This window comes from Mucilaginibacter terrigena (assembly GCF_004168255.1).
Taxonomy (GTDB): domain Bacteria; phylum Bacteroidota; class Bacteroidia; order Sphingobacteriales; family Sphingobacteriaceae; genus Mucilaginibacter; species Mucilaginibacter terrigena.
The window spans coordinates 24,789-47,456 of record NZ_SEWG01000011.1 but is presented as its reverse complement, the minus strand read 5'-3'; the positions used below and the strand labels follow the sequence as shown (position 1 = coordinate 47,456).

Annotated in this window: 18 protein-coding genes; 4 read left to right on the top strand and 14 right to left on the bottom strand. The window is 43.7% G+C overall.

All coding sequences use genetic code 11. The features are described 5' to 3' along the window. The first annotated feature begins 1 nt into the window (after nucleotide 1). Nucleotides 2–859 carry an anti-sigma factor gene (locus EWM62_RS18925; protein ID WP_162499881.1) on the top strand — a complete coding sequence of 286 codons (858 nt, stop codon included), beginning with the start codon at nucleotides 2–4 and terminating at the stop codon, nucleotides 857–859. Nucleotides 860–1,070: 211 nt separating this feature from the next. Here EWM62_RS18925 and EWM62_RS18920 read toward each other — a convergent pair whose 3' ends face one another. The 6 genes from EWM62_RS18920 to EWM62_RS18890 all read right to left on the bottom strand — a co-directional run bounded on the left by EWM62_RS18920 (nucleotide 1,071) and on the right by EWM62_RS18890 (nucleotide 9,152). Continuing rightward, nucleotides 1,071–2,576, bottom strand: coding sequence for an NAD(P)H-hydrate dehydratase (locus EWM62_RS18920; protein ID WP_129878249.1), 1,506 nt, complete (start codon nucleotides 2,574–2,576; stop codon nucleotides 1,071–1,073). Nucleotides 2,577–2,958: 382 nt separating this feature from the next. Then, complete coding sequence (locus EWM62_RS18910) at nucleotides 2,959–3,147, bottom strand: hypothetical protein (protein WP_129878248.1); 189 nt, start codon at nucleotides 3,145–3,147, stop codon at nucleotides 2,959–2,961. Between the two features lie 57 nt (nucleotides 3,148–3,204). After that, complete coding sequence (uvrA, locus tag EWM62_RS18905; protein WP_129878247.1) at nucleotides 3,205–6,051, bottom strand: excinuclease ABC subunit UvrA; 2,847 nt, start codon at nucleotides 6,049–6,051, stop codon at nucleotides 3,205–3,207. A gap of 186 nt (nucleotides 6,052–6,237) precedes the next feature. Then, nucleotides 6,238–7,134, bottom strand: a complete 897-nt coding sequence (locus tag EWM62_RS18900; RefSeq protein WP_129878246.1) for a hypothetical protein — start codon at nucleotides 7,132–7,134, stop codon at nucleotides 6,238–6,240. Beyond that, nucleotides 7,134–8,162: a hypothetical protein gene (locus tag EWM62_RS18895; protein WP_129878245.1), complete on the bottom strand. Its 1,029-nt coding sequence runs from the start codon at nucleotides 8,160–8,162 to the stop codon at nucleotides 7,134–7,136. Before EWM62_RS18895 ends, EWM62_RS18900 begins: the two co-directional genes overlap by 1 nt. Before the next feature lie 201 nt (nucleotides 8,163–8,363). Then, complete coding sequence (locus EWM62_RS18890; protein ID WP_129878244.1) at nucleotides 8,364–9,152, bottom strand: lytic transglycosylase domain-containing protein; 789 nt, start codon at nucleotides 9,150–9,152, stop codon at nucleotides 8,364–8,366. Between the two features lie 220 nt (nucleotides 9,153–9,372). Between EWM62_RS18890 and EWM62_RS18885 the strand changes: the two genes are divergently transcribed. Then, nucleotides 9,373–10,794, top strand: coding sequence for a pseudouridine synthase (locus EWM62_RS18885; protein ID WP_129878243.1), 1,422 nt, complete (start codon nucleotides 9,373–9,375; stop codon nucleotides 10,792–10,794). 181 nt (nucleotides 10,795–10,975) lie between these two features. Next, nucleotides 10,976–12,109, top strand: coding sequence for a lactonase family protein (locus EWM62_RS18880; protein WP_129878242.1), 1,134 nt, complete (start codon nucleotides 10,976–10,978; stop codon nucleotides 12,107–12,109). A gap of 99 nt (nucleotides 12,110–12,208) precedes the next feature. On the opposite strand, the gene EWM62_RS18875 is transcribed toward EWM62_RS18880, so the two are convergent. From EWM62_RS18875 to ileS, 8 genes are all read right to left on the bottom strand, one after another. After that, complete coding sequence (locus tag EWM62_RS18875; protein ID WP_129878241.1) at nucleotides 12,209–12,709, bottom strand: lipocalin family protein; 501 nt, start codon at nucleotides 12,707–12,709, stop codon at nucleotides 12,209–12,211. Nucleotides 12,710–12,782: 73 nt separating this feature from the next. Then, the gene (gene bshA, locus EWM62_RS18870) at nucleotides 12,783–13,919 is read right to left on the bottom strand and encodes an N-acetyl-alpha-D-glucosaminyl L-malate synthase BshA (protein WP_129878240.1); all 1,137 of its coding nucleotides are present in this window, start codon (nucleotides 13,917–13,919) and stop codon (nucleotides 12,783–12,785) included. A 205-nt stretch (nucleotides 13,920–14,124) separates the two neighbouring features. Further along, nucleotides 14,125–14,538, bottom strand: a complete 414-nt coding sequence (locus tag EWM62_RS18865) for a hypothetical protein (protein ID WP_129878239.1) — start codon at nucleotides 14,536–14,538, stop codon at nucleotides 14,125–14,127. Nucleotides 14,539–14,624: 86 nt separating this feature from the next. Beyond that, a complete protein-coding gene (locus EWM62_RS18860) occupies nucleotides 14,625–14,864 on the bottom strand; it encodes a hypothetical protein (protein ID WP_129878238.1) in 240 nt (79 codons plus the stop codon). Nucleotides 14,865–14,981: 117 nt separating this feature from the next. Further along, entirely contained in the window at nucleotides 14,982–15,677 is a 696-nt protein-coding gene (locus EWM62_RS18855) for an SIMPL domain-containing protein (protein ID WP_129878237.1), read from the bottom strand. Nucleotides 15,678–16,086: 409 nt separating this feature from the next. Continuing rightward, on the bottom strand, nucleotides 16,087–16,692 hold the full coding sequence (locus EWM62_RS18850; RefSeq protein WP_129878236.1) for a lipoprotein signal peptidase: 606 nt from the start codon (nucleotides 16,690–16,692) through the stop codon (nucleotides 16,087–16,089). After that, entirely contained in the window at nucleotides 16,693–17,070 is a 378-nt protein-coding gene (locus EWM62_RS18845; RefSeq protein WP_129878235.1) for a TraR/DksA family transcriptional regulator, read from the bottom strand. Beyond that, complete coding sequence (gene ileS, locus EWM62_RS18840) at nucleotides 17,071–20,454, bottom strand: isoleucine--tRNA ligase (RefSeq protein WP_129878264.1); 3,384 nt, start codon at nucleotides 20,452–20,454, stop codon at nucleotides 17,071–17,073. Nucleotides 20,455–20,807: 353 nt separating this feature from the next. Here ileS and EWM62_RS18835 point away from each other — a divergent pair, with 353 nt between their 5' ends. Next, nucleotides 20,808–22,466, top strand: a complete 1,659-nt coding sequence (locus EWM62_RS18835; RefSeq protein WP_129878234.1) for a M28 family metallopeptidase — start codon at nucleotides 20,808–20,810, stop codon at nucleotides 22,464–22,466. Nucleotides 22,467–22,668 lie beyond the last annotated feature (202 nt).

The window sequence follows — 22,668 nt, the reverse complement described above, 5'->3', positions numbered from 1 at the left end:
AGTGGAAGACGTTAAGGCATATATCGAATCAGGCATTTTGGAACTCTACGTTCTGGGCGATATCAGCGCGGAAGAAAAGTTGCAGGTGGAGGATATGGCAGCGAAATATCCTGAGATAAAAGCTGAGATAACTGAGATAGAAAGATCGATGGAGTTTTATGCCGAAGAGCATGCCGTTGAACCTTCCGAACATTTGCGCACCCGTGTTTTAAACAGTTTGGTAATTAACCTGGGCGATGATAATACTTTTACAAAAGGCATTACCCATCAGGATGACGACCGCCAATACATCGATAATCAGGACAATGATAACATCGTAACTTTACCGGCAGTGCGTGCAAACGGTTTTTATAAATACGCGTTTGCGGCTTGTCTAACTTTATTGCTGATAAGTATTTACGGCCTGGTAAATATCTACAGTAAGTTACAGGAGTCAAACACGCTGCTAACCTCATTGCAGCAGGATAAACAGCGATTTGCCAACCAGGTTAACCTGATGGATAACCAGTTGGATATGTACCGCGATACCACTTACAAAGTACTAAGGCTAAAGGGCATGCCAAAAACCCCTACCGCCGCCATGATACTTGCCTGGAACGCTGTAAGTAAAAAGGTAATGGTTGACGTACAAAGCATTAAATTACCTAAGAATGACGCGCAGCACCAATACCAGTTATGGGCGCTGGTTAATGGCAAACCGGTAGATATGGGTGTTTTTGATGCTCCCGCTACAGATACCGCAGGCGTTAAGGAAATGAGATCGATAGCATCAGCAGCCGGTTTTGCTGTTACTTTGGAACCCATGGGTGGTAGTGTTAATCCTACCATGGATCAAATGGTGGTCATAGGCACATTTTAACCACCTAACCGACGGTCGCCCCTTTGCCCCTCTAAAAGCTTTTTGTTAAAATTTGTTAAAAACATCAAACAATTAAATATTTCGCGTTGTTATTGTAACTAATATATGTCTCGCACGTCATATAGATACAATTAGTTAGAAGTATTTAGTTCTTTATAAGATCAGTTAATAGTTTAAAAAGGCGAATGTTTGATACTTACATTCGCTTTTTTTATGCCTTTAATTTTGCCATAGTGATGGGCAACTGGCTAATGATCCTGGTAGGCAGTACCACATGCATGCGGTTTGGCAGCGCCAACTCGTCCCCGGCTTTTCCGTGAATATATACCCCTAAAATACAGGCATCCTGCGGCGAATATTTTTGCGCCAGTAGCGAAGTAATTATCCCCGTTAAAACATCGCCCATACCCCCGCTGGCCATGGCCGGGTTGCTCGTCGAATTAAAGTACAGTTTCTCATCCGGTGTAGCCGTAATGGTATAGTCGTTTTTCAGGATGATATAAATCCCCAACTCTTTAGCCCTGATTTTTGCGGTCTGCAGTCGCTGCCACCAGCTGGAATGCTTACCAAACAGTCGGTCAAACTCCTTCATATGGGGTGTTAAAATACTTCCGGCGGGTAGTTTCTTAAGCAGGCTTTGATTCTCGGCCAATACATTCAAGGCATCCGCGTCAATTACCACCGGATATTTATAATTTTTTATAATCGCTTTAAGCAGCTTCAAAGTATTTGGCTCTTTACCCAGGCCCGGGCCTATGCCAATGGTGCTGAATTTGCCCCATTCTAAATCGGGCAGTTTGCCTTCATCCCTAACCAATGCCATTACTTCGGGCATGGAACTGTTAAGGGCAACCAATCCGCTTCGCGGGATGCAGGCCGTAGTAAGCCCGGCCCCTGCATGTGCGCAAGCCGAAGCAGAGAGCATGGCCGCCCCCATCGTTTCGTCCTTCCCGGCTATGATAAGGGCATGCCCATAAGTACCTTTATTACTAAAGCGTTGGCGGGGTTTGATAAGTTGCCGGGCATCCTTCTCTTCTACCAGGTAATATGGCGTATCAACGGAGTTTAAGAAGTTTTCATCCAGCCCTATTTTAACAACCTCGCAGCAGTTGATATACGGGCCGCTCTCGGGCAGCAGGAAGTTGATCTTTGGCTGTTGAAAGGTGATTACCAGATTGGCTTTAAGGATGATGGCATCTTTAGGGATCTCGCCATCGGTGTAAAACCCGGTGGGTACATCAACGGCAACAACGGTTTTTTGCAAGCTGTTTAAGTACTCAACCAGCGTTTTATAATCGCCGGCCAGGGGTTTATTAAGGCCGCTGCCCAGCATGGCGTCGATAATCATATCTGCTTTCTCTGCAGCTAATTTTGCACCAGGCTTTAGTTCTTTAACCGGGATGCCGGTCTTTTTTATCCGCTTTAAATTTTCATTAAAATCGTCGCTGGCCTTTTCGCTAAACCGGCAGATCTTCACATCAATATTGCAATACCCATGGTCGCATAAAATACGGGCAATGGCAAGGCCGTCGCCGCCGTTGTTGCCGGTGCCACAGTACACTGCAATGGTTTGATTTTTATACTGGAAATGATTGATGAACCAACCCACAAAAGCTTTACCGGCCCGCTCCATCAGGTTAATGGAACTGATAGGCTCGCGCGCTATGGTATAGGCATCAGCCTCGCGAATTTGCTTTGATACAAGTAAAGGCAGCATATATCCTAAAGATAGGATTTATAGGTTTTGTTTTGGGGAGGGTTTGAAAAGATTATCCGAAGATTACTTCTTTAACCTGATCAGTAAGCTTTTTAAATGAGTCTATTTTTAATGTAGCGCCTGTTCTTGTAATTACATCCTCCGTATAAAACTGTTGGATCATATGACAAACTGCATATCCGGTTCTTAAATTACGTGGCGAATTAATCATTTGGGGCGTAATTTCCATAGTGAATTCAGGGAAATAATTCTTTGTAGAAAGAAGAATTGCATAAAAGAACCCTTCAGTCTCAAATATAGCATTATTAGAAATAACACTGCGGGATGTGGCTCCGGTTTCCTGTGTAAAAAGCTATTTCAACAATATCACGCTGATTAACGATCATAAATACTTTGAAAGATTATTTCTGTTAGCATTCGCTTTATGAGCAAAATGTTTCTGGTAGTCTTCCTTAGTTAACTTATCTAAATCATCCAATTTAGACTCGCGAATACTTACACCCAATTTTTCTAACTGAGCTATAACTTGCGCGGTATCATTGTCAGGAATATCAATAGTTATGATTGTCATCGTTTTAACTTTTATACAAGATAAAAATATTTAAGTAAAGTAACAATGCAGATGTTTTTACTTCACCTTCATCTCTTTCTTTAAAAACTGGCCGGTAAAGCTATCTTTAACTTTACACAAGCCTTCGGGCGTGCCGCTGAACAGGATCTTGCCGCCGCCTGAGCCGCCTTCCGGTCCAAGGTCAATAACATGGTCAACAACCTTAATAACATCCAGGTTGTGCTCTATCACCAGTACGGTGTTACCTTTATCAACCAGTTGGTTTATCACGCCAAGCAATACGTTAATATCCTCGAAGTGGAGCCCGGTTGTAGGCTCATCTAATATATAAAAAGTATTACCGGTGTCTTTTTTAGAAAGTTCGGTAGCGAGTTTCACGCGCTGAGCCTCGCCGCCGGATAGGGTGGTTGACGACTGCCCCAATGTAATATACCCCAAACCCACATCAAACAGGGTTTTAACCTTGCGGTAGATGGATGGGATATGCTCAAAGAACGGCGTTGCGTCCTCAATGCTCATGTCCAGCACATCGCTGATGGATTTGCCGCGATAGCGTACTTCCAGCGTTTCGCGGTTGTAACGGCGGCCGCCGCATTCTTCGCAAGGCACCTGTACATCCGGCAGGAAATTCATCTCGATAACCTTTTGGCCTGCACCCTGGCAGGTTTCGCAACGGCCACCCTTTACGTTGAACGAGAAGCGGCCTGGTTTGTAACCACGGATCCTCGACTCAGGCAATGCCACAAACAAATTACGGATATCCGAAAATACCCCTGTGTAAGTTGCCGGGTTCGAGCGCGGGGTACGGCCGATAGGCGTTTGGTCTATCTCAATTACTTTATCGATATTTTCCAGCCCCTCAATTTTTTCGTAAGGCAGCGGGTGCTTTTTGGCGCGGAAAAAGTGATGGTTCAGTATAGGGTACAGGGTCTCGGTGATCAAGCTTGATTTACCACTGCCCGATACGCCGGTTACCCCTATCAGTTTTCCTAACGGGAATTCGACAGACACCTTTTTCAGGTTATGGCCTGTTGCTTTTTTAAGCGACAATATCTTACCATTCCCCTCACGGCGTTGTTTGGGGATAGCTATCTCGCGTTCGCCGTTGATGTATGATGTGGTGAGCGTGTGATGGCTCATCAGTTCGGCAGGTGTGCCTTGCGCTACGATCGTACCACCGTGTACACCTGCAGCCGGGCCCATGTCAATCACGTGGTCGGCCTCCAGTATCATGTCCTTATCGTGCTCAACAACCAAAACGGTGTTACCCAGGTCGCGCAGGTTTTTAAGGGCGTTTATCAGGCGTTCGTTATCGCGCTGGTGCAGGCCGATGCTTGGCTCATCCAAAATGTACATCACATTCATTAGCTGCGAGCCTATCTGTGTAGCCAGCCTGATGCGCTGCGCCTCGCCGCCCGATAAGGTTTTGGCGGTGCGGTCCAGTGTCAAATAACTTAAGCCCACATCCAGCAAAAAGCCAATACGCGCGCGGATCTCTTTCAAGATCTCTTTGGCGATAACGTTCTGGCGTTCGGTTAGCCTGTCTTCCAAACCGGTGTACCATTTGTCGAGCGTGGTGATATCCATACAGGCCAGCTCGAAGATATTCTTCTGATCGACCTTAAAGTGCAATGATTCCTTCTTCAGCCTTGCACCTTCGCAGGTTGGGCAGGTACGCAGTACGCGATAGTTCTCCATATCGTCCATACCCTCGTCGTTGCGGCGCTCCTGTTGTTCTTCCAGCATGCGGATGATGCCATCAAATGTGATCTGGTAGCTTTGAACGTTCCATTTGTTATACTCAACCGCTACGGTGATCATATCCGGCGAACCGTTCAATATAATATCCAGTTGCTCGCGGGTAAGTTTTTCTATGGGGGTGCTCAGACTAAAATCGTATTTTTTGGCAAGCGCCTTCAGCACCTGGAAGATCCAGGTCTCGCGGTATTCGCCTATAGGAGCTAAACCGCCGTTCAGGATGCTCAGCTTGGGATTAGGCACTACCGATGCTTCGTCAACCTCAAATATATATCCCAAACCGCTGCACTTTTCGCAAGCGCCGTATGGAGAGTTGAACGAGAAGGTATTCGGCTGCGGTTCGTCGTACGAGATGCCCGATACAGGGTCCATCAGGTATTTACTGAAGTAAAATACGTTGTTGTCCTTATCGGCAATGCGGATAATGCCTTTGGCTATCTTCAATGCCGACTGTACCGAAGTGTACAATCTTTTGCTGTCGGCCTCGCTTACTACCAGGCGGTCTACCACTATATCAATATCATGGATCTTGTAGCGGTCTACCTGCATTTTGGCTTCCACATCGGCACTGGCGCCGTCAATATAAACCTTTAGGTAACCTTGCTTGCGGATCTGTTCAAAAAGCTCGCGGTAGTGGCCTTTACGGGCTTTTACCACCGGTGCTAAAATGTTTACCGGCTGCCCGTCGAACTTTTCGAAAATGGTTTTCAGGATCTGCTCCTCGCTCATACGCTCCATTTTCTCGCCGGTGGTATAGCTGTAGGCATCGCCCGCGCGGGCAAAAAGCAAGCGCATAAAATCGTATATCTCGGTAATGGTACCAACGGTACTACGGGGGTTTTTGCTGGTGGTTTTTTGTTCGATGGCGATAACCGGACTAAGCCCCGATACTTTATCTACATCGGGACGCTCCATACCGCCCATAAACTGGCGCGAGTAGGCCGAAAATGTTTCCATATAGCGGCGCTGACCCTCGGCATAAATGGTATCGAACGCTAACGACGATTTACCGCTGCCACTAAGACCGGTTATCACAACCAGCTTATTGCGCGGAAAGGAAACATCTATATTTTTTAAATTATGTACCCGGGCACCATAAACTTCCACTTCACTTTGCTCGCCCAGGTCTAATGTTTTTTCGCTCATATATTCTTCCAGAAAACAAGACAGATACGGCTAAGTTTTTATTGGCCGCATTAATACTAAAAAAGTTCGCAAATATACGGAAAAGTGGCGGTGATTTATAGTAAACCCATGGGGCAGAATATAGTGTTTGTGTAAAATTAATTGGGAAGAAATAAGATTGGAGGAGCTCAATTATTTATAAACAAATTATCGTATTGATGATTTTGCAATTTTAAAATAAACTACCGCCAACCAGTTGACAAAATGTTCATTTAGAATTCTATAAAAATCATTGGGTTCAATCATTTCTGATGATTTGATATTTCTTTGTCCTCCAGAAGCAAAATGAAAATACCTATTCCTTAAATGAATTAGAAGATTTATAGTATTCCTATTTTCAAAGGTTATATCTGAAAATTCATTAAAGTCAGTTAGCGTAATTACTGGATCATTGCTACTGCATAACATTTTTAGTATTCTATAATAACTCTCTTTGATATCTTGATTATATGCGGTAATATTAATTTTTACCTTATATTCTAAAAATTCCTCTTCAAAAAAGTCTTCAATAAAAAGGTTAAAAAATTTAAGTTCTGAATTTGACCCCTTAAAAAAATTTTGAAGTTTATTGAAAGTCCCAACATAGTCTGTGGCTTTAGAAGCGTACATCATAGGAAACGTATACGACATTCTTTCCAAAATTCGGTAAACATGTAAATAGGCAAGCGTGTCAATATTTTTGGCTTTGTAATAATAAAAACTGCAATATTCATTTATTAAATCTTTAAATAACACAATATTACTTGGATTACCTGAAGTTAGATGCAAATCTAAATCTGAAATCGTAGCTGTTGGTGATAACGGATCAGTAAACAATCGCAATGAAAACTTATTCCTTTCCTTTTTACCTAATACTGAATAGTTAGATTTTTGCTTAATTACTTCTCCCGTGATGTTATTCTTGATATCTAAAGTCCCTATCAATAGTCGATAAAGTTTCCCTTCATCTTTTATACTCTTATCTAATCTTAGAGAGTTAGGCAACCTTTCGATATTTGATTGAATGAATGGCTCACAAAGTTCAAATTGTTCAAATGATGCCATTATATCTCTTGTGATAAAACATCAACCAAATTAATATCATCTAAATCTCTCAATTCTTCGAAATTTCTAATAAAGTAAGATAAAGTTTTTCTTCGAATGTCTCCAACCCGAATCTTTGAGACATCAAAATATTCAAAAGCTTTCTCAAAAATTCTAATGTGCTGATCAAACTCAATCCCTTCCAATTTAAAGATTGATTGAAAAGAGTTAGAAATGGCAGAGCTAAATCCTATTAAGTTATTGACATTTTGAAACCACTTTTTTATATATGGGTTGGTTATTGTAAATCGATCTATTAAATCAATCACCTGGGTAAATTCTACTGCTTGTTCCTTTATATTAGTATCTAGTATTTTATCTGCAATAAGTTCATCCATTTTACCCTCAATTATTTTAGCATTATCGATGTTAATTGATTTACTTAAGAATGCTAAATAGGCTTTTATAAAGTCAGCTTGCTTAAAAGCACCAGGGATTACTTTTTTTGATTTGTGTTTTTCTGTTTGAATAGTTATAGTCGAATTTGAAAAATCGTATACATTACTTGCAATAATTTCTATTTGATGCCTTGCAGTCATTGGCTTTTGTCCATTATTTAAAGTGATCATTCGATATAAAAGTTTATCCATAGAATCGCAAAGCAATATATTGACGAAAACTGGCCTATTCATATCAATCGTATATTCTTTGTTATTCGCTGCTCTTTGAAGTGTTCTTAACCTTTGTAATCCATCTAAAATAAAAGCATTTTCTATTTCACTATTTATCAACTCTTGAATAATAGATAAATTTTTGTCTATAACTTTTAACCCAACAAATGCGAGAGTAATAGGTGGCATTATACATCCTTTTAGGATATCACTTTCCAACCTGCCATAAAATTTAGGATCTTGGCCTTTTCTTTGTATTTCCAGTCTATCAATGAGCGGAAGAAAATGCTTTAATGCATAGTCATAATTAGTTTTCCCCGTTATAAATTCACTATTTATAACTTCGTCTTGATCGATTGTAAAAAGTTTAATTGCCATATTAAATAGTCTAAATGCTCAGGAGCTGCCTGATATTAGTTACTAATGTAATAAATATCTTTAGCTATAATCCAGAACGAAAAATAAAAGATTTAAAGATTTGACAACTTTTAAAAAGTTGTCAAATCTACTTCTGCCAACAAAAAAGGCCACCCCAACAGGGATGGCCTTTTAAAAGTGCTCCGTAATATTAAAATTACTTTAATTGTATGCTACCAAAAATGGCAGTGGTTTTTGCAGATAGCTGTAAAAGTTCTTATAACCATACTTCGCAGGGTTATTGATGATCTCTTTCATGGCTATAAGCTTGTAAACGTACGAACCGGTTTCGCGGTTAAGCGTCATGCGGAAGTAGTTATCCTCATTTTGCTTGTTTATAGCGCGTTCCAGCTTTATCGAACCGTTGTTGTAAGCAGCAGCGGCCAGTGTCCAGCTGTTAAATTCGCCGTACAGTTCTTTAATGTACTTGCAGGCAGCAATGGTTGATTTACGCAAATTCAGGCGTTCATCTTTACCGTGGCCAACCTTTAAGCCATACGAGCGTGCAGTGCCCGGCATAAACTGCCAAACGCCACGCGCGCCTTTTGGCGATGTACCTTCGCATAAGCCCGATTCTACCAGCGGTACAAACTTAAAATCTTCGGGGATACCGTAGGCTTTTAAGATAGGCTCGATGATAGGGAACATCTTGTCGGCTTTAGCATGTAAAACGTTCGACTGAACTGTTTTGTACCTGTGCTTTGCTATTGATTTTTTTAATTTAAAATCTACTTTTTTGTCGTTTACCGGTAGTGCCTCGTTGGCAAAACTAAACGCTTCTCCGGCGTCGTCAGCGGGCTTGCTGAACAACAAATTTGAAGGTGTGTAAGCGATGTGTTTTGCCGGAAATACCGGTGTTGTACTGAAAATGTTAAGACTGGAAATGATAACCAGCACCACGATTACGGAGCACGTAATTAAGTGTTTTTTAGTCATTTCAATTTTACTCATTAATTAAACATTTGGTATGATGTGCTGCAAAGGTACGTTATATAAAGCAGATTATCAAACACTTATAATACCCTTAGTGTTTTGGGCATTTTAAAATAAGCCAAAAATCGTGCTTTAAAGTAGTTTAAACGTGCTTTTTGAACCCGATTAAAAAGTTGTTTTTTTGGTTAAATTATTGTACTTTTGACCCTCACGCTGCGAAAGCGCAAAACAAAAAAATATGGTATTTAAAAGACCAGCAGGTAGTCGCGACGACAGGCCCAACAAATCACAAGGCCGCTCAAAAAGTGGCGGTGATAGCACCAAAAGACCATCATCATCCTCTACAGGAAAACCCTTTGGCGCAGGCCGTACAGATGGCAAAAAAAACTTCTCTACAGATAAAAGAGGATCTGCCTATTCAAAACCAAACACAGGTAAACCAGATGCTGATGGCACCGAAAGGCCAAAGAAAAGCTATGGCTCGGGCCCAACATCATCATTTGGTGATAAAAAAGCATTTGTACCAAAAGGCAGGCCATACAGCGGCAGGCCGGCAGATGGCGACCGCCCAAAACGCAGCTTCGGCGGCGATGCACCACAAGGCGAGCGCAAAAACTTTACCCCACGCGATAAACCATACAGCGGCCGCCCCGAAACCGGCGACAGCGAACGCAGCAGCTATAAAAAACCAGGTTTAGGCCCGGCATCATACGGCCCGCGTAAAAACCCAGTATCTGGCGACAAGCCTTTTAACAGGCGCCCCGCCGGTACCGACGGACCAAAGAAAAGCTTTGAAGGCGAGAAAAAATTTAGCGGCACCCGTGGCGGCAAAAAAGATTTCCCAAGTACATCAACAGGTTTCCGCAAACGCGAGGGTGATGATGCACCATCAAAACCTACCATGCGCGGCCGTAAAAACCCGGTTGTAAAAACTAAGGATGATGGCCTGATCCGCCTTAACCGTTATATTGCCAATGCAGGTATCTGTAGTCGCCGTAAGGCTGATGAACTGATAGCCGCTGGTGTGGTATCGGTAAACGGTGAAGTTATCTCTGAACTTGGCCACAAGGTTGACCCGCTTAAAGACCTGGTACGCTACAACGGCGAGGCTTTAAAGCGCGAGAAGAACGTTTACGTACTGCTTAACAAGCCTAAAGATTATATTACTACTACGGATGACCCGCAAGAGCGCCGTACCGTTATGCACCTGGTAGAAAAAGCCAGCCGCGAACGCATATACCCCGTTGGCCGCCTTGACCGTAACACTACCGGTTTAATATTAATGACCAACGACGGCGACCTGGCAGATAAACTATCGCACCCGCGTAACAGCGTTACCAAGCTTTACCTGGTTGAACTGAATAAAGCGCTTAGCCAGGGCGACTTGAACAAAATTGAGTTTGGTTTAGAGCTGGAGGACGGGTTGATAAAACCTGATAGCGTATCGTACGTTGCAGGTGGCACTAAAAAAGAAATTGGTATACAGATCCATAGCGGCAAAAACCGTATTGTACGCCGTATTTTCGAATCGCTTGGTTATGATGTTGTAAAGCTCGACCGCTCGGTTTACGCCAACCTTACCAAGAAAGACCTGCCACGCGGCCGTTGGAGATACCTTGATGAAAAGGAAGTGATACAATTGAAGCATTTGATAAAATAAGCTGTCCGATTTAGTATCAGAATATATAAAGGCGTCGTTAGGCGCCTTTTTTGTTTTGGGGGATTAGCCGAATCTTAGATTAAACTAATCGCCCCCACCCGCGTCTTACACATTATTAATAAGTAGTGCCATCTTCTTTAATGATTTTATTAACTTGCACTTATAAACCAATATAGTACTGATGAAAAAATTCCTGATCCTGATCTCTATGCTTGCGCCTGTAGTGGGGTTCGCCCAAAAAAAGCCGGTATTCCCAAAAAGCTTCGACCTTTTAGTAGGCGCTTATACCAGCGGAAGCAGTAAAGGTATTGCCGTTTATCGATTTTATACCGAAAGCGGCAGGCTGGCGTATTTAAACCAGATAGATGATGTAAGCAACCCATCATACCTTGCTGTATCAAGCAATAACAAGTTTGTTTACGCGGTTAACGAGAACGATAACGGCGAGGTAAGCTCATTCGCATTCGAACCAAAAACAGGAAAATTAACTTTCATTAATAAGGTATCAACATTAGGCGGCTCGCCATGCTATATCTCGGTTGATAAGGATCAGAAAAACCTTTTTGTGGCCAATTACTCGGGTGGTAACATAGCAGTACTGCCCATAAACGTTGATGGCTCAATTGCCCCTGCAGTACAAACTATTAAAGATGATGGACATGGCGTTAATGCAGAAAGACAGGAAAAAGCGCATGTGCATACCGCGGTATTATCCCCGGATGAAAAATACGTGCTATATACCGATCTTGGTACCGATAAAATAAACATTACCAAATACAAAGGCGGCAAAACCAACCCGATAGTACCGGCAAACCCTGCGTTTGTAAGCGTAAAACCTGGCTATGGCCCACGCCATCTGGCTTTCTCGAACAATAAGAAAACATTATACCTGATCACCGAAATGGGTAGCAGCGTAGTGGTATTTGACTATAACAACGGAAAACCAAAACAACGCCAGGATATTAGTCTGTTGGCTGATGGATTTAAAGGGACTACCGGGGCTGCCGATATCCATGTTTCCCCAAACGGCAAGTTTTTGTATGCTACTAACCGCGGTGATGCCAATGACATATCTGTATTTGCCATAAACCAGGAGAACGGCGAACTTACCTTTATAGAACGCAAGCCATCAGGTGGTAAGGGCCCGCGTAATTTTGCAATTGACCCCACCGGAAAGTACCTGATAGTGGCTCACCAAAACAGCGACACGGTTATAGTGTATAAGATAGACGAAAACACCGGTAAGATATTAAACGCGGTTTCGCGCATACAGGTTGGCAACCCTGTTTGTGTTAAATTTGCCCCGGCGATGTAAGCAAAAAGCCGAAACATAAAGCAATTAAAAAAAGAAAAGCTCAAAGCCTGATAGTAACCACTATCGCTTTGAGCTTTTCGCTTTCTGCTTTAAACTTTTTTACTGCGCTTTGGTAAACGAGTAAATAATATAGCCATTAGCGCCATTGCCTATTGCTACAGGCGAGCGCAGGGTCATGGTAGTGTTATCAATAACCCCAATATCTAAACGGTAACCTTCCTGTACGTTCTTGGCTTTATCCCCTTCATACAACTTTTTAAACTGAAACTGTGTGCCGGTTGTACCACCATTAAACACCGACCAAAATATGGTTTGCGAAGTGCCATTGGTTAATGTATAAATACCGTTACCGCTGTTGGTGAATTTCCAGGTACTGCCTACAAATGCTTCCGGCGGGGCCTGGTCAAATACGTTTTGTACCGCTCCGGCTACAAGCCCGTCGTAACTTACGTTTGTTAATGTCCAGGTGCCTACAAACTTACCACGCGATACGCTGGAAGATGATGTTGTTCCAGAATTAGTGTTCTGCGGCGTTGAACAAGCCGAAAAAATAAAGGCAAGGGCTAAAATTGCGATTGATGTTTGAAATATCTTTTTCATGTTTGGTCTTATATAATATGTGTTATTTGAGGTATAAACACAAATCAGGCCAAAAGGTTATAATAATATAATATTATTGCTGTTTACTGCTCTCAATGATCTCGCGGTAATAATTTTCATACAATGGCATAATATTGGCCAGCTCCAGTTCTTTAGCGCGGGCAAGGGCATTTTCTTTAAACTGGTTCAGCCTTTCTTCATCCTCCAGTATATAAATGGCGCGTTCGGCCATGCCATCAACATCGCCTACATCTTTTAAATAGCCGGTTACACCTTCAATATTCAGTTCGGGCAAACCGCCGGCGTTACTGCTTATTACAGGCACTTTACAGGCCATAGCCTCTAAGGCGGCCAAACCAAAGCTTTCCGACTGCGATGGCATCAGGAACAGGTCGGATACCGAAAGGATCTCTTCTATTGCATCCTGCTTGCCCAAAAAGCGCACATGCTCGTTAATGCCCAGGTCGCGGCTCAGCTGCTCGCATACCGACCGCTCGCCGCCATCGCCTACCATTAACAATTTCGACGGGATCTTTTCAACCACCTTGGCAAACATCTTTATCACATCTTCGGTACGTTTTACCTTACGAAAGTTGGAGGTATGCACCAGCACCTTTTCGCCGTTAGGCGCTATGGCTTTTTTAAAGTGGTCCTTGGCTTTAAGGCTAAAACGGGTAAGGTCAATAAAATTGGGGATCACTTTAATATCCTTTTCAATATCAAAGTACTTATAGGTATCCTGTTTCAAATGTTCAGATACGGCGGTCACCCCGTCGGATTTATTGATGGAGAAAGTTACCACCGGCTTGTAGGTACTATCCTGCCCTACCAGCGTGATATCTGTACCGTGCAGGGTAGTGATAAACGGGATAGAGATACCATAGGTAGCCAGGATCTGCTTAGCCATATATGCTGCCGATGCATGTGGTATAGCATAATGTACATGCAGCAGGTCCAGTTTTTCGAACCTTACCACATCAACCAAACGGCTGGCCAGTGCTAACTCATATGGTGGGTAATCAAACAAAGGGTATTGTGATACCGATACCTCATGGTAAAAAAGGTTCTCTGAAAAAAAATCGAGGCGCGCCGGCTGGTTGTAAGTAACAAAGTGGATCTGGTGGCCCCTATCGGCAAGGGCTTTACCTAACTCGGTAGCAACCACCCCGCTTCCGCCGAAGGTTGGATAACAAACTATTCCTATTTTCATTTTGTGTGATACGCTTTAAGCTTAACCAGTGTTAATTTATTGAACACTGCTTACAAGCATGCAAGTTTAACAGCAATTTATGGTAAAAGTGTTACCCCTATGTAAAAAGGTGTGTGGAGAGAGAGCGTGGTGAATAGTTGATGATTTGTTGACAAACAAGGTGCAATGACTCAATGACAGCAAAGCGAATGACTAAATGATTTGTTTAATGCGCTACACCCGCCATCAGTTTAACCAGCGAGGCATTTACCAGGTTGTTTATAGTGGTAAGGGTGGCGCTGCTTTTCGATTCCTTTTGCAGGTCGGCGTGGTATATCATATGGTGTACGCCTAAAACCTTAAGGGTAGCATCGGCCGTAACGCTTTCGTTACGTTTGTAGCAGCAAATTTTTATGTGTTTGTAAAAGGGGTTAGTTTGTAACCGGCGCAATACACGTTCCATATGGTCAGCCATGTGTGCGTGGTCAAACAGGATAACATCGGGCTTAATTTCGTGGATACACGGGAATATGGCAGTAATAACCGAAATGTGTTTCACGTTGTCGTACTCGGCCAGCAACTGGTCGGGAAAAGCTATCGGAGCTATCAAAAGCACTCTCTTCGAACGTGTACGTATCATGCTCAAACCGTTTGGGGGACACGAATATAAATTGTATATTTTACAATAACAACCCCTTTGAGCAAAAAATATTATTTAACCACCTGTTAATGAACGGGTCGCGAATTTAAAGTATCGCTTGCGCCCCGGCCGCTTGGGTCGGCATTGCTGTTATTTGCGCTGTCAACTTTAGTTGAATCTGCCGCGTGCGTATTGTTTGGGTCGCCGGTGCCGGCTTTTGCAACGGTATCCTGCGTGCCGCCTAAGGTGGCCTTGCTGCGGTCTTTACAGGCAGAAACTGATGTGGCTAATAAAGCGGCTACTGCTATATATCTTAATGTTTTCATGGCAATCAAACTACGAGTGTTTTCAAATAACATCTCCATAAAATAAATGTTTGCTAACGCTTTAAAACAAAAGCAGCCCCAACAATGCGGGGCTGCTTATTATATATAGCGGGTTGGTTATTTTATTTCGAAAACAGCCTGGATCTGGAAACTCAGTTTGATCTTCTTAAAGTCGATATCCGATTCCGGCACTACTGCATCTGCCGCTGCATTTGATTTAAACATCACGTTAGCATACATACGCGGCTGCGGGAAACTGCTGTTATCGCTTTCGCTGATGTTTAACGCGCTGCCAAGCTTATCGCCTAAACCGCCTACTAAAAACGCGGCTTTGTCCCTCGCGGCAAGTAAGGCCTGCAGTTTAAGCTTGTTTTTTATCTCGTTTATTTTCGAGTAATCGTAGCTATCGATGTTAGTGCTTTGGATTCCCTTAGGGTCTATCTTGCTCATGATCTGGTTAAACTTGTTCAGATCGCGAAACTTAACGCCGTATTGTTTGCTGGCCAAAAAGTCGGGGTTTTTCTTTTTCTCGGTTTCGTAATTCCACGATGACAGGTTATTCACCGTAAAATCTTCTTTAGCTATCCCGGCTTCGGCAATGGCTTTTTCCAACTGGGCTTCTAACTGACTGATGGTAACCTTCTTTTTACCGTTAAGGTATTCTTTAAGGGAAATAGATACGTTGATGATATCCGGAGTAACCTCCTGCTCGGCAATGCCGGTAACTTCAATTTTACGGCGCAGGTCTGCGCTTTGTGCAAACGCCCCAAATGTGGTGGCAACTAATGCGGCTATTAAAAATATCTTTTTCATAAGTATTAAATAAGTATATAGTGTGTAGAGTTAATTACGTAGCAATAGTTTAATCTGAAACAGGCAAAAAATATAAATATGTAACCGCAATTGCTTTGCTGTGTTTTAATATGGTGATAATAAAGGGGTGAGGGCGCTTATCCGTTCTCCGTTAGGATTGGCAGTGAAGCGTATGAGTTGTCAGTGGATGTCACTTTCTTTTCTCTCAAAAGAAAGTAACCAAAGAAAAGTCGCAGCTGCGTCCTGCTCTATGAAAGTTAATGCTAAAGCAGTTGCTGTGCCACCCGAACAGGCCAATGCTGCATTTTACGGTGACATTCCGTTCGTCGCGCTCAGTTATCCGTTAGGACAATTAAACAAAAAGCCGCCCGGTTAACCGGGCGGCTTCAAATATTTATAAAGAAGATGTTTACTCCTCTACCATTTCGCTGTTAGGGCTGCTTACTTCGGGCTCTTCTTGTTTAAAGTAGCGCTTTTGGTTTAGCAGTATCATAATAACCCCTATGGATATCGATGCATCGGCAAGGTTAAACACCGGGCGGAAAAAGATGAACTCCTCGCCTCCCCATATGGGTAGCCATTTAGGAAAGCTACCGGTTAGCAGGGGGAAGTAAAACATATCAACCACCCGGCCATGAAACAAGCCCGCGTATTTATAAATAACCCCGTAAAAGGTAGAATCGATAATATTACCCAGTGCGCCGGCTAATATAAGCGCCACCATCATAATTAACCCACGGTGGTATTTATGCTTAATCAGGAACACAAGCGCGTAGCCTATACCGCAAACCGCCACAATACGGAACAACGTTAAGGCCAGCTTACCAAACTCACCGCCAAGCTCCATGCCAAAGGCCATACCATTATTTTCGGTATAATGCAGCATGCCGCGGTTACCAAGGAAACGGATCTCGTCGCCCAGGATCATGTGTTTCCTAACCCAGATCTTGATGATCTGGTCGAGTAAAATAATAAATGCTGCGGTTAAAAAAGGTTTTGTATAAGCAGCCTTCATTTATTGCTTCAATTTAGCTTCCATTGTTAACGTGGTGTGCGGAACTGCACGCAGGCGTTCTTTAGGGATAAGCTTACCGGTTTCGCGGCAAATACCGTAGGTTTTGTTTTCGATACGTACCAAAGCGGCTTCTAACTGCTCAATAAATTTCTTTTGGCGGGCAGCTAACTGGTTAATTTGTTCTTTCTCCAACGTCGCAGATCCATCCTCCAGTGTTTTATATGTACCGGCAGTATCATCAGTACCGTTCGCGTTTGGCGAGCTTAACGATGTAGCCAATGCGCTCAATTCCTCTTTCGAGCTGCGTAGTTTTTCCAATAATAGGTCCTTAAATTCTTTTAATTCCGAATCAGAATACCTTGTTTTTTCGTTTTCCATTTAACTTTTACTTATAGCGATCAAAATTTCATTCTCATCAATAACGGCCTTTACACCGTCAGTTAACTCATTATCAAGTACCAGGCCATCGGCTAAAATTTCGGCGCAAATATAGGATAAATTATTTTCCAGTGCTTTCCAAATCTCCGGGCCGCAATTTACGCGTACGTTTATGCGGTCGGTAACTTCAAAACCTTTGTCCTTGCGGATGTTTTGTACACGGTTTACAAATTCGCGGGCAATACCTTCCTCCTTCAGTTCGTTGGTTATCGTAACATCTAAAGCCACGGTTAGTTTTCCTAAATTTGCAACCTGCCACCCCGGTACATCTTCGGCGATAATTTCTACGTCGGATAATTGTATCGAGTATTTAGTATCAAGTATCAAGATTGAACCGTTTGCTTCCAATTCGGATATCTGTTCCTGGCCAAAAGCATTGATAGCCGCAGCTACATCCTTCATATCTTTACCCACTTTAGCGCCCAGTGCCTTAAAGTTTGGCTTTATCTTTTTCTTGATGAAACCGGCTGCATCGGTAATGTACTCTATACTCTTAACATTGGTTTCGGATAGTATGAGTTCCTTTACCCGCTCTACCTTCTTTTTGAAGTTCTTATCCAATATTGGCAAAAGAATTTTCATTAATGGGCGGCGAACAGGTACTTCTATTTTTTTACGTATAGATAATACCAGTGATGATATATCCTGTGCCAATTGCATGCTTTCTTCTAAATCAGCATCCACCAAATCATTATGATACTCGGGGTAGTAAGCCAGGTGTACCGATTCAAATTCCTCTTTGCCGGTAACACTGTTCAGGTCAGTATATAAACGCTCTGCAAAAAACGGAGCTATAGGCGACATTAATTTGCTGATGGTGATTAAACAAGTATAAAGCGTTTGGTAAGCCGATAGCTTATCCTCAGAATTATCCGAACGCCAGAAACGGCGGCGACTTAAACGGATATACCAGTTGCTAAAATGTGCATCAACAAATTCCTGTATAGCACGGGCAGCTTTGGTCGGTTCAAAATCGGCGTAAAAACCGTCAACCTCTTTGCTCAATGTGTTTAGTAACGAGATGATCCAACGGTCAAGCTCGGGGCGTTTATCAAGGGCTATCTCGGCTTCCTCGTATTTAAACTTATCGATATTGGCATAAAGCACAAAGAATGAATAAGTGTTGTAAAGCGTACCGAAGAATTTACGGCGAACCTCGTCCAGCCCCTCTATATTAAACTTAAGGTTATCCCACGGCGATGCGTTGCTGATCATGTACCAGCGGGCCGCATCGGCACCAAATTGCTCAATAGTTTCAAACGGATCTACACCGTTGCCTAATCGCTTAGACATTTTGTTACCGTTCTTATCCAGCACAAGCCCGTTTGATACAACGTTTTTAAACGCTACACCTTTGTTGCCAACCTGCTGATTTATAGCTTTCACCTCATCGCTGGCTTCGCTCAGCATCACCGCTATGGCGTGCAGGGTAAAGAACCAGCCGCGGGTTTGGTCAACACCTTCGGCGATAAAATCGGCCGGGTAGGCAGCGGCAAAATCCTCTTTATTTTCGAACGGGAAATGCCACTGCGCATAAGGCATGGCGCCACTATCAAACCAAACATCAATCAGGTCAGGCTCGCGCAGCATACGTTTACCGGTTGATGAAGTTAAGATCACATCATCCACGTAAGGACGGTGCATATCCTCCAGCTTGAAGCCCGCAGGCATTAAACCGGCAGCGATAGATTTCTCGATCTCCGCATTCAGTTCTTCTATCGAGCCGATACATTTTTCTTCTTTGCCATCTTCCTCGCGCCAGATAGGCAGCGGGGTACCCCAGTAGCGCGAACGCGACAGGTTCCAGTCTACCAGGTTTTCCAGCCAGTTGCCAAAACGGCCTGTACCGGTGCTTTCGGGTTTCCAGTTGATGGTTTTGTTCAGCGCAACCATTTTATCCTTCACCGCGGTGGTACGGATGAACCAGCTATCCAGCGGATAGTATAGTATAGGTTCATCAGAACGCCACGAGTGCGGGTAGCTGTGCTCGTATTTTTTAACGTCGAACGCCTTGTTCTCTGTTTTGAGTTTGATGGAGATCAGTACGTCAGTGGGTTTAAAACCATCTGCTGCTCGATCTGCATCGGTATAATATTCTTCTTTAACGTAACGGCCGGCAAAATCGGTAACCTCTTCTACAAAGCGGCCTTGTTTATCAACAAGGGGTACTTCCTTACCATTCTCGTCCTTCACCATAACGGAGGGCACGTTATTCTCCTTACATGCCCTAAAGTCATCCGCCCCAAAAACAGATGCGGTGTGCACTATACCTGTACCATCCTCGGTAGTTACAAAATCGGCGGGGATAACACGGAAAGCATTTTTTTCCAGGTCGGCATTGGTTACGTACGGCATTAGCTGCTCGTAGTGGATACCCAGCAGGTCGGTTCCTTTAAACTCGCGGGTTAAGGTCCAGGGGATGATCTTATCGCCGCTTTTGTAATCTTCAAAAGACGCGTTCTCGCCTTCGGGCTTAAAATATTTTTTCACCAGGTCCTTAGCCAATACAACGCTGATGGGGTCGTAGGTGTAAGGGTTAAAGGTGTTTATTTGTACATAGCTGATGCCCTCGCCAACGGCTAAGGCACAGTTTGATGGCAGCGTCCAGGGGGTTGTCGTCCAGGCCAGGATAAAAACATCGCTGCTTACGCCATCAAATAAAAATGCCGAATCTTTATCGTTCTTTACTTTAAACTGGGCAACGATAGTCGTATCCTTCACCATTTTGTAAGTACCCGGCTGGTTCAGCTCGTGCGAGCTTAGGCCCGTGCCCGATTTTGGCGAGTATGGCTGTACGGTATAACCTTTATACAGCAGATCCTTATCGTAAAGTTGTTTCAGGATCCACCAAAGGCTTTCGATGTATTCGTTCTCGTAGGTAACGTATGGGTTGTCCAGGTCTACCCAATAGCCCATTTTCAGGGTAAGGTCGTTCCAAACATCGGTATAGCGCATCACCTCCTTGCGGCAGGCGTCGTTATATTCTTTAACGGTAATTTTTTTACCGATATCATCCTTAGTGATGCCTAACGATTTTTCAACCGCCAGTTCAATGGGCAAACCATGGGTATCCCAGCCGCCTTTACGCTTTACCTGGTAACCTTTTAGGGTTTTATAACGGCAAAAAATATCCTTGATACTCCGCCCCATAACGTGGTGAATACCGGGCATACCATTAGCGCTGGGCGGGCCTTCATAAAAGGTGTACGGCTTGCTTGCCGGCCTGCTGCTGATACTTTTCTCGAAGATGCCGTTCTGTTTCCAGAAATCCAGCACGTCTTTACCTGTTTGGGATAGATTTAACTGCTTATATTCCTTGTACATCAATGTGTTCGCGTCGAATTTTAAAGGTTGCAAAAATAGCGAATTTTATTATTAAATGATAGTTAAATGGCTAATTATGACGGAGAGATTTGAGCCTCTCCTCAGCCCTCTCCAAAGGAGAGGGAGTAAAAGCATAATGAATAATCTTGTAGGCCTATCGCTTTTACAGTTAACTCACCCCCTGCCCCCTCTCTGCTGCGCAAAGAGGGGGATAAAAATTCATATTTTTTATTCTCACCCTCTTTCCGCTTGCGGAGAGAGGGTCGACGAGCGTAGCGATGTCGGGGTGAGTAATAGCCCACGTCAAACAAAATCTTTCTTTCCTATATTTGACTAACAAACACATTAAACCCATGAAACTAAATTTCATAAGCTTTTTAGTTGTTGCCGCCTTTTTAGCCGGCTGCACAGGTACTGAGAAGAAAACCACCATCGCCACAACGCCCGATACCGGCATGGCCGCGGATATACGCCAGCATATTGCCGTTTTGGCAAACGATAGCCTGCTTGGCCGCAAGCCGTTCACCAAAGGTGAGGATAAAACCATTGCCTACATAGCCGGCGAATTTAAAAAACTCGGCCTGGAGCCTGGCAACAAGGGCAGTTATTTTCAGGAAGTGCCGTTGGTAGAAATTACTTCTGCTTCGCAAGATATGACCATAAACGGCGCGGCAACCGTGGCCCTTAAACCGGGTGTTGATTTTGTTGCGGCAACCCGCCGCGAAGTAGATACCTTGAGTTTGAAGAACTCGCCGCTAATTTTCGCAGGCTTTGGTGTTGTAGCGCCCGAGTACGGCTGGAACGACTACAAAGGCATTGATGTTAAAGGCAAAACCGTTATTGTTTTGGTGAACGACCCCGGCTTTAAGGCAGGCGAAAAACTGTTTAAGGGTGATACCATGAGCTACTATGGCCGCTGGACCTACAAGTATGAAGAAGCCGCACGACAGGGCGCCGCAGGCGTGATCATCGTACACCAGACCGAACCGGCAAGCTATGGCTGGCAGGTAATACAAAATAGCTTTACGGGTGCAAAACTGTACCTGCAGCAGGCCGACAAGCACATGAACCGTTGCCAGGTTGAAGGCTGGATGAGCGAAGAAGCCGCCACCAAACTGCTCTCATCAGCAGGGATTACGGGGGATATCCGCGCTTATGCCCGTAAAAAAGATTTTAAGGCAGTGCCGCTAAACAGCTATGTATCGCTAAGCTTAAAAAACACGCTTAAATATTCAAAATCGCATAACGTGATAGCTACTTTAAAGGGCACTGCCAGGCCGGATGAAACCATTTTATACACCGCCCACTGGGACCACTTCGGGATAGGTAAACCCGATGCAAAAGGCGACAGCATTTACAACGGCGCGGTAGATAATGCCAGTGGTGTTGCGGCTGTTTTGGCCGTGGCTAAAAAGTTTATGCAGCAAAAAGATAAGCCAAAACGCAGCATAGTTTTCTTAGCCGTTACTGCTGAAGAACAGGGTTTGTTAGGTTCGGAATATTATGCCACACACCCGGTTTATCCGCTTGATAAAACGGTTGCCAATTTAAATATCGATGCTTTATCAGATTTTGGCGAAACAAGCAATTTCTCTATCACCGGCAAAGGGCAAAACGACCTGGACGATTACGTGATAGCGCTAACCAAGCCAAAAGGCTGGGATGTGGTGGGCGATGAAACACCCGGCTCGGGGAGCTACTACCGGTCGGATCATTTCAACTTTGCTAAGGTGGGTGTGCCGGCGCTCGATCTGCATAACGGGGCAAAAAGCATCCAGCGCGGCGAGGCTTTTGGCAAGGAAAAAGCTAAGGAATATAACGAACAGCACTACCACCAGCCATCAGACGAGTACAGCGAAGCTATGGATACCAAGGGCATGGCGCAAACCGCTAACCTGATGTACCAATTGGGCGTTAAATTAAGCAACGAAACCACTTTCCCAGGTTGGAAGAAAGGCTCGGAATTTAGGGCGATAAGGGAGAAAATGAGGCCATCGCCGATAGAAGATTAATTACCATTGTCATGCTGAACGACAGTGAAGCATCTATTCGCGAACAAGCATGTAGCCGATAGATTCTTCGCTCTCGCTCAGAATGACAGGCATGTTATTATGGGATTACAGGCAGAAAATGTTCACGTTCACGATACACAACCAGCATTAAAAAAACGTGAACACCTGATAACCAGATATATGTGAAAAATTGACTGACAGA

Bases quoted from the DNA above. Each gene is read 5' to 3' on its own strand.
- EWM62_RS18920 (WP_129878249.1), bottom strand. From the start codon at position 2,576: ATGCTGCCTTTACTTGTATCAAAGCAAATTCGCGAGGCTGATGCCTAT.
- EWM62_RS18910 (WP_129878248.1), bottom strand. From the start codon at position 3,147: ATGACAATCATAACTATTGATATTCCTGACAATGATACCGCGCAAGTT.
- uvrA (WP_129878247.1), bottom strand. From the start codon at position 6,051: ATGAGCGAAAAAACATTAGACCTGGGCGAGCAAAGTGAAGTGGAAGTT.
- EWM62_RS18900 (WP_129878246.1), bottom strand. From the start codon at position 7,134: ATGGCATCATTTGAACAATTTGAACTTTGTGAGCCATTCATTCAATCA.
- EWM62_RS18895 (WP_129878245.1), bottom strand. From the start codon at position 8,162: ATGGCAATTAAACTTTTTACAATCGATCAAGACGAAGTTATAAATAGT.
- EWM62_RS18890 (WP_129878244.1), bottom strand. From the start codon at position 9,152: ATGAGTAAAATTGAAATGACTAAAAAACACTTAATTACGTGCTCCGTA.
- EWM62_RS18885 (WP_129878243.1), top strand. From the start codon at position 9,373: ATGGTATTTAAAAGACCAGCAGGTAGTCGCGACGACAGGCCCAACAAA.
- EWM62_RS18880 (WP_129878242.1), top strand. From the start codon at position 10,976: ATGAAAAAATTCCTGATCCTGATCTCTATGCTTGCGCCTGTAGTGGGG.
- EWM62_RS18875 (WP_129878241.1), bottom strand. From the start codon at position 12,709: ATGAAAAAGATATTTCAAACATCAATCGCAATTTTAGCCCTTGCCTTT.
- bshA (WP_129878240.1), bottom strand. From the start codon at position 13,919: ATGAAAATAGGAATAGTTTGTTATCCAACCTTCGGCGGAAGCGGGGTG.
- EWM62_RS18865 (WP_129878239.1), bottom strand. From the start codon at position 14,538: ATGATACGTACACGTTCGAAGAGAGTGCTTTTGATAGCTCCGATAGCT.
- EWM62_RS18860 (WP_129878238.1), bottom strand. From the start codon at position 14,864: ATGAAAACATTAAGATATATAGCAGTAGCCGCTTTATTAGCCACATCA.
- EWM62_RS18855 (WP_129878237.1), bottom strand. From the start codon at position 15,677: ATGAAAAAGATATTTTTAATAGCCGCATTAGTTGCCACCACATTTGGG.
- EWM62_RS18850 (WP_129878236.1), bottom strand. From the start codon at position 16,692: ATGAAGGCTGCTTATACAAAACCTTTTTTAACCGCAGCATTTATTATT.
- EWM62_RS18845 (WP_129878235.1), bottom strand. From the start codon at position 17,070: ATGGAAAACGAAAAAACAAGGTATTCTGATTCGGAATTAAAAGAATTT.
- ileS (WP_129878264.1), bottom strand. From the start codon at position 20,454: ATGTACAAGGAATATAAGCAGTTAAATCTATCCCAAACAGGTAAAGAC.
- EWM62_RS18835 (WP_129878234.1), top strand. From the start codon at position 20,808: ATGAAACTAAATTTCATAAGCTTTTTAGTTGTTGCCGCCTTTTTAGCC.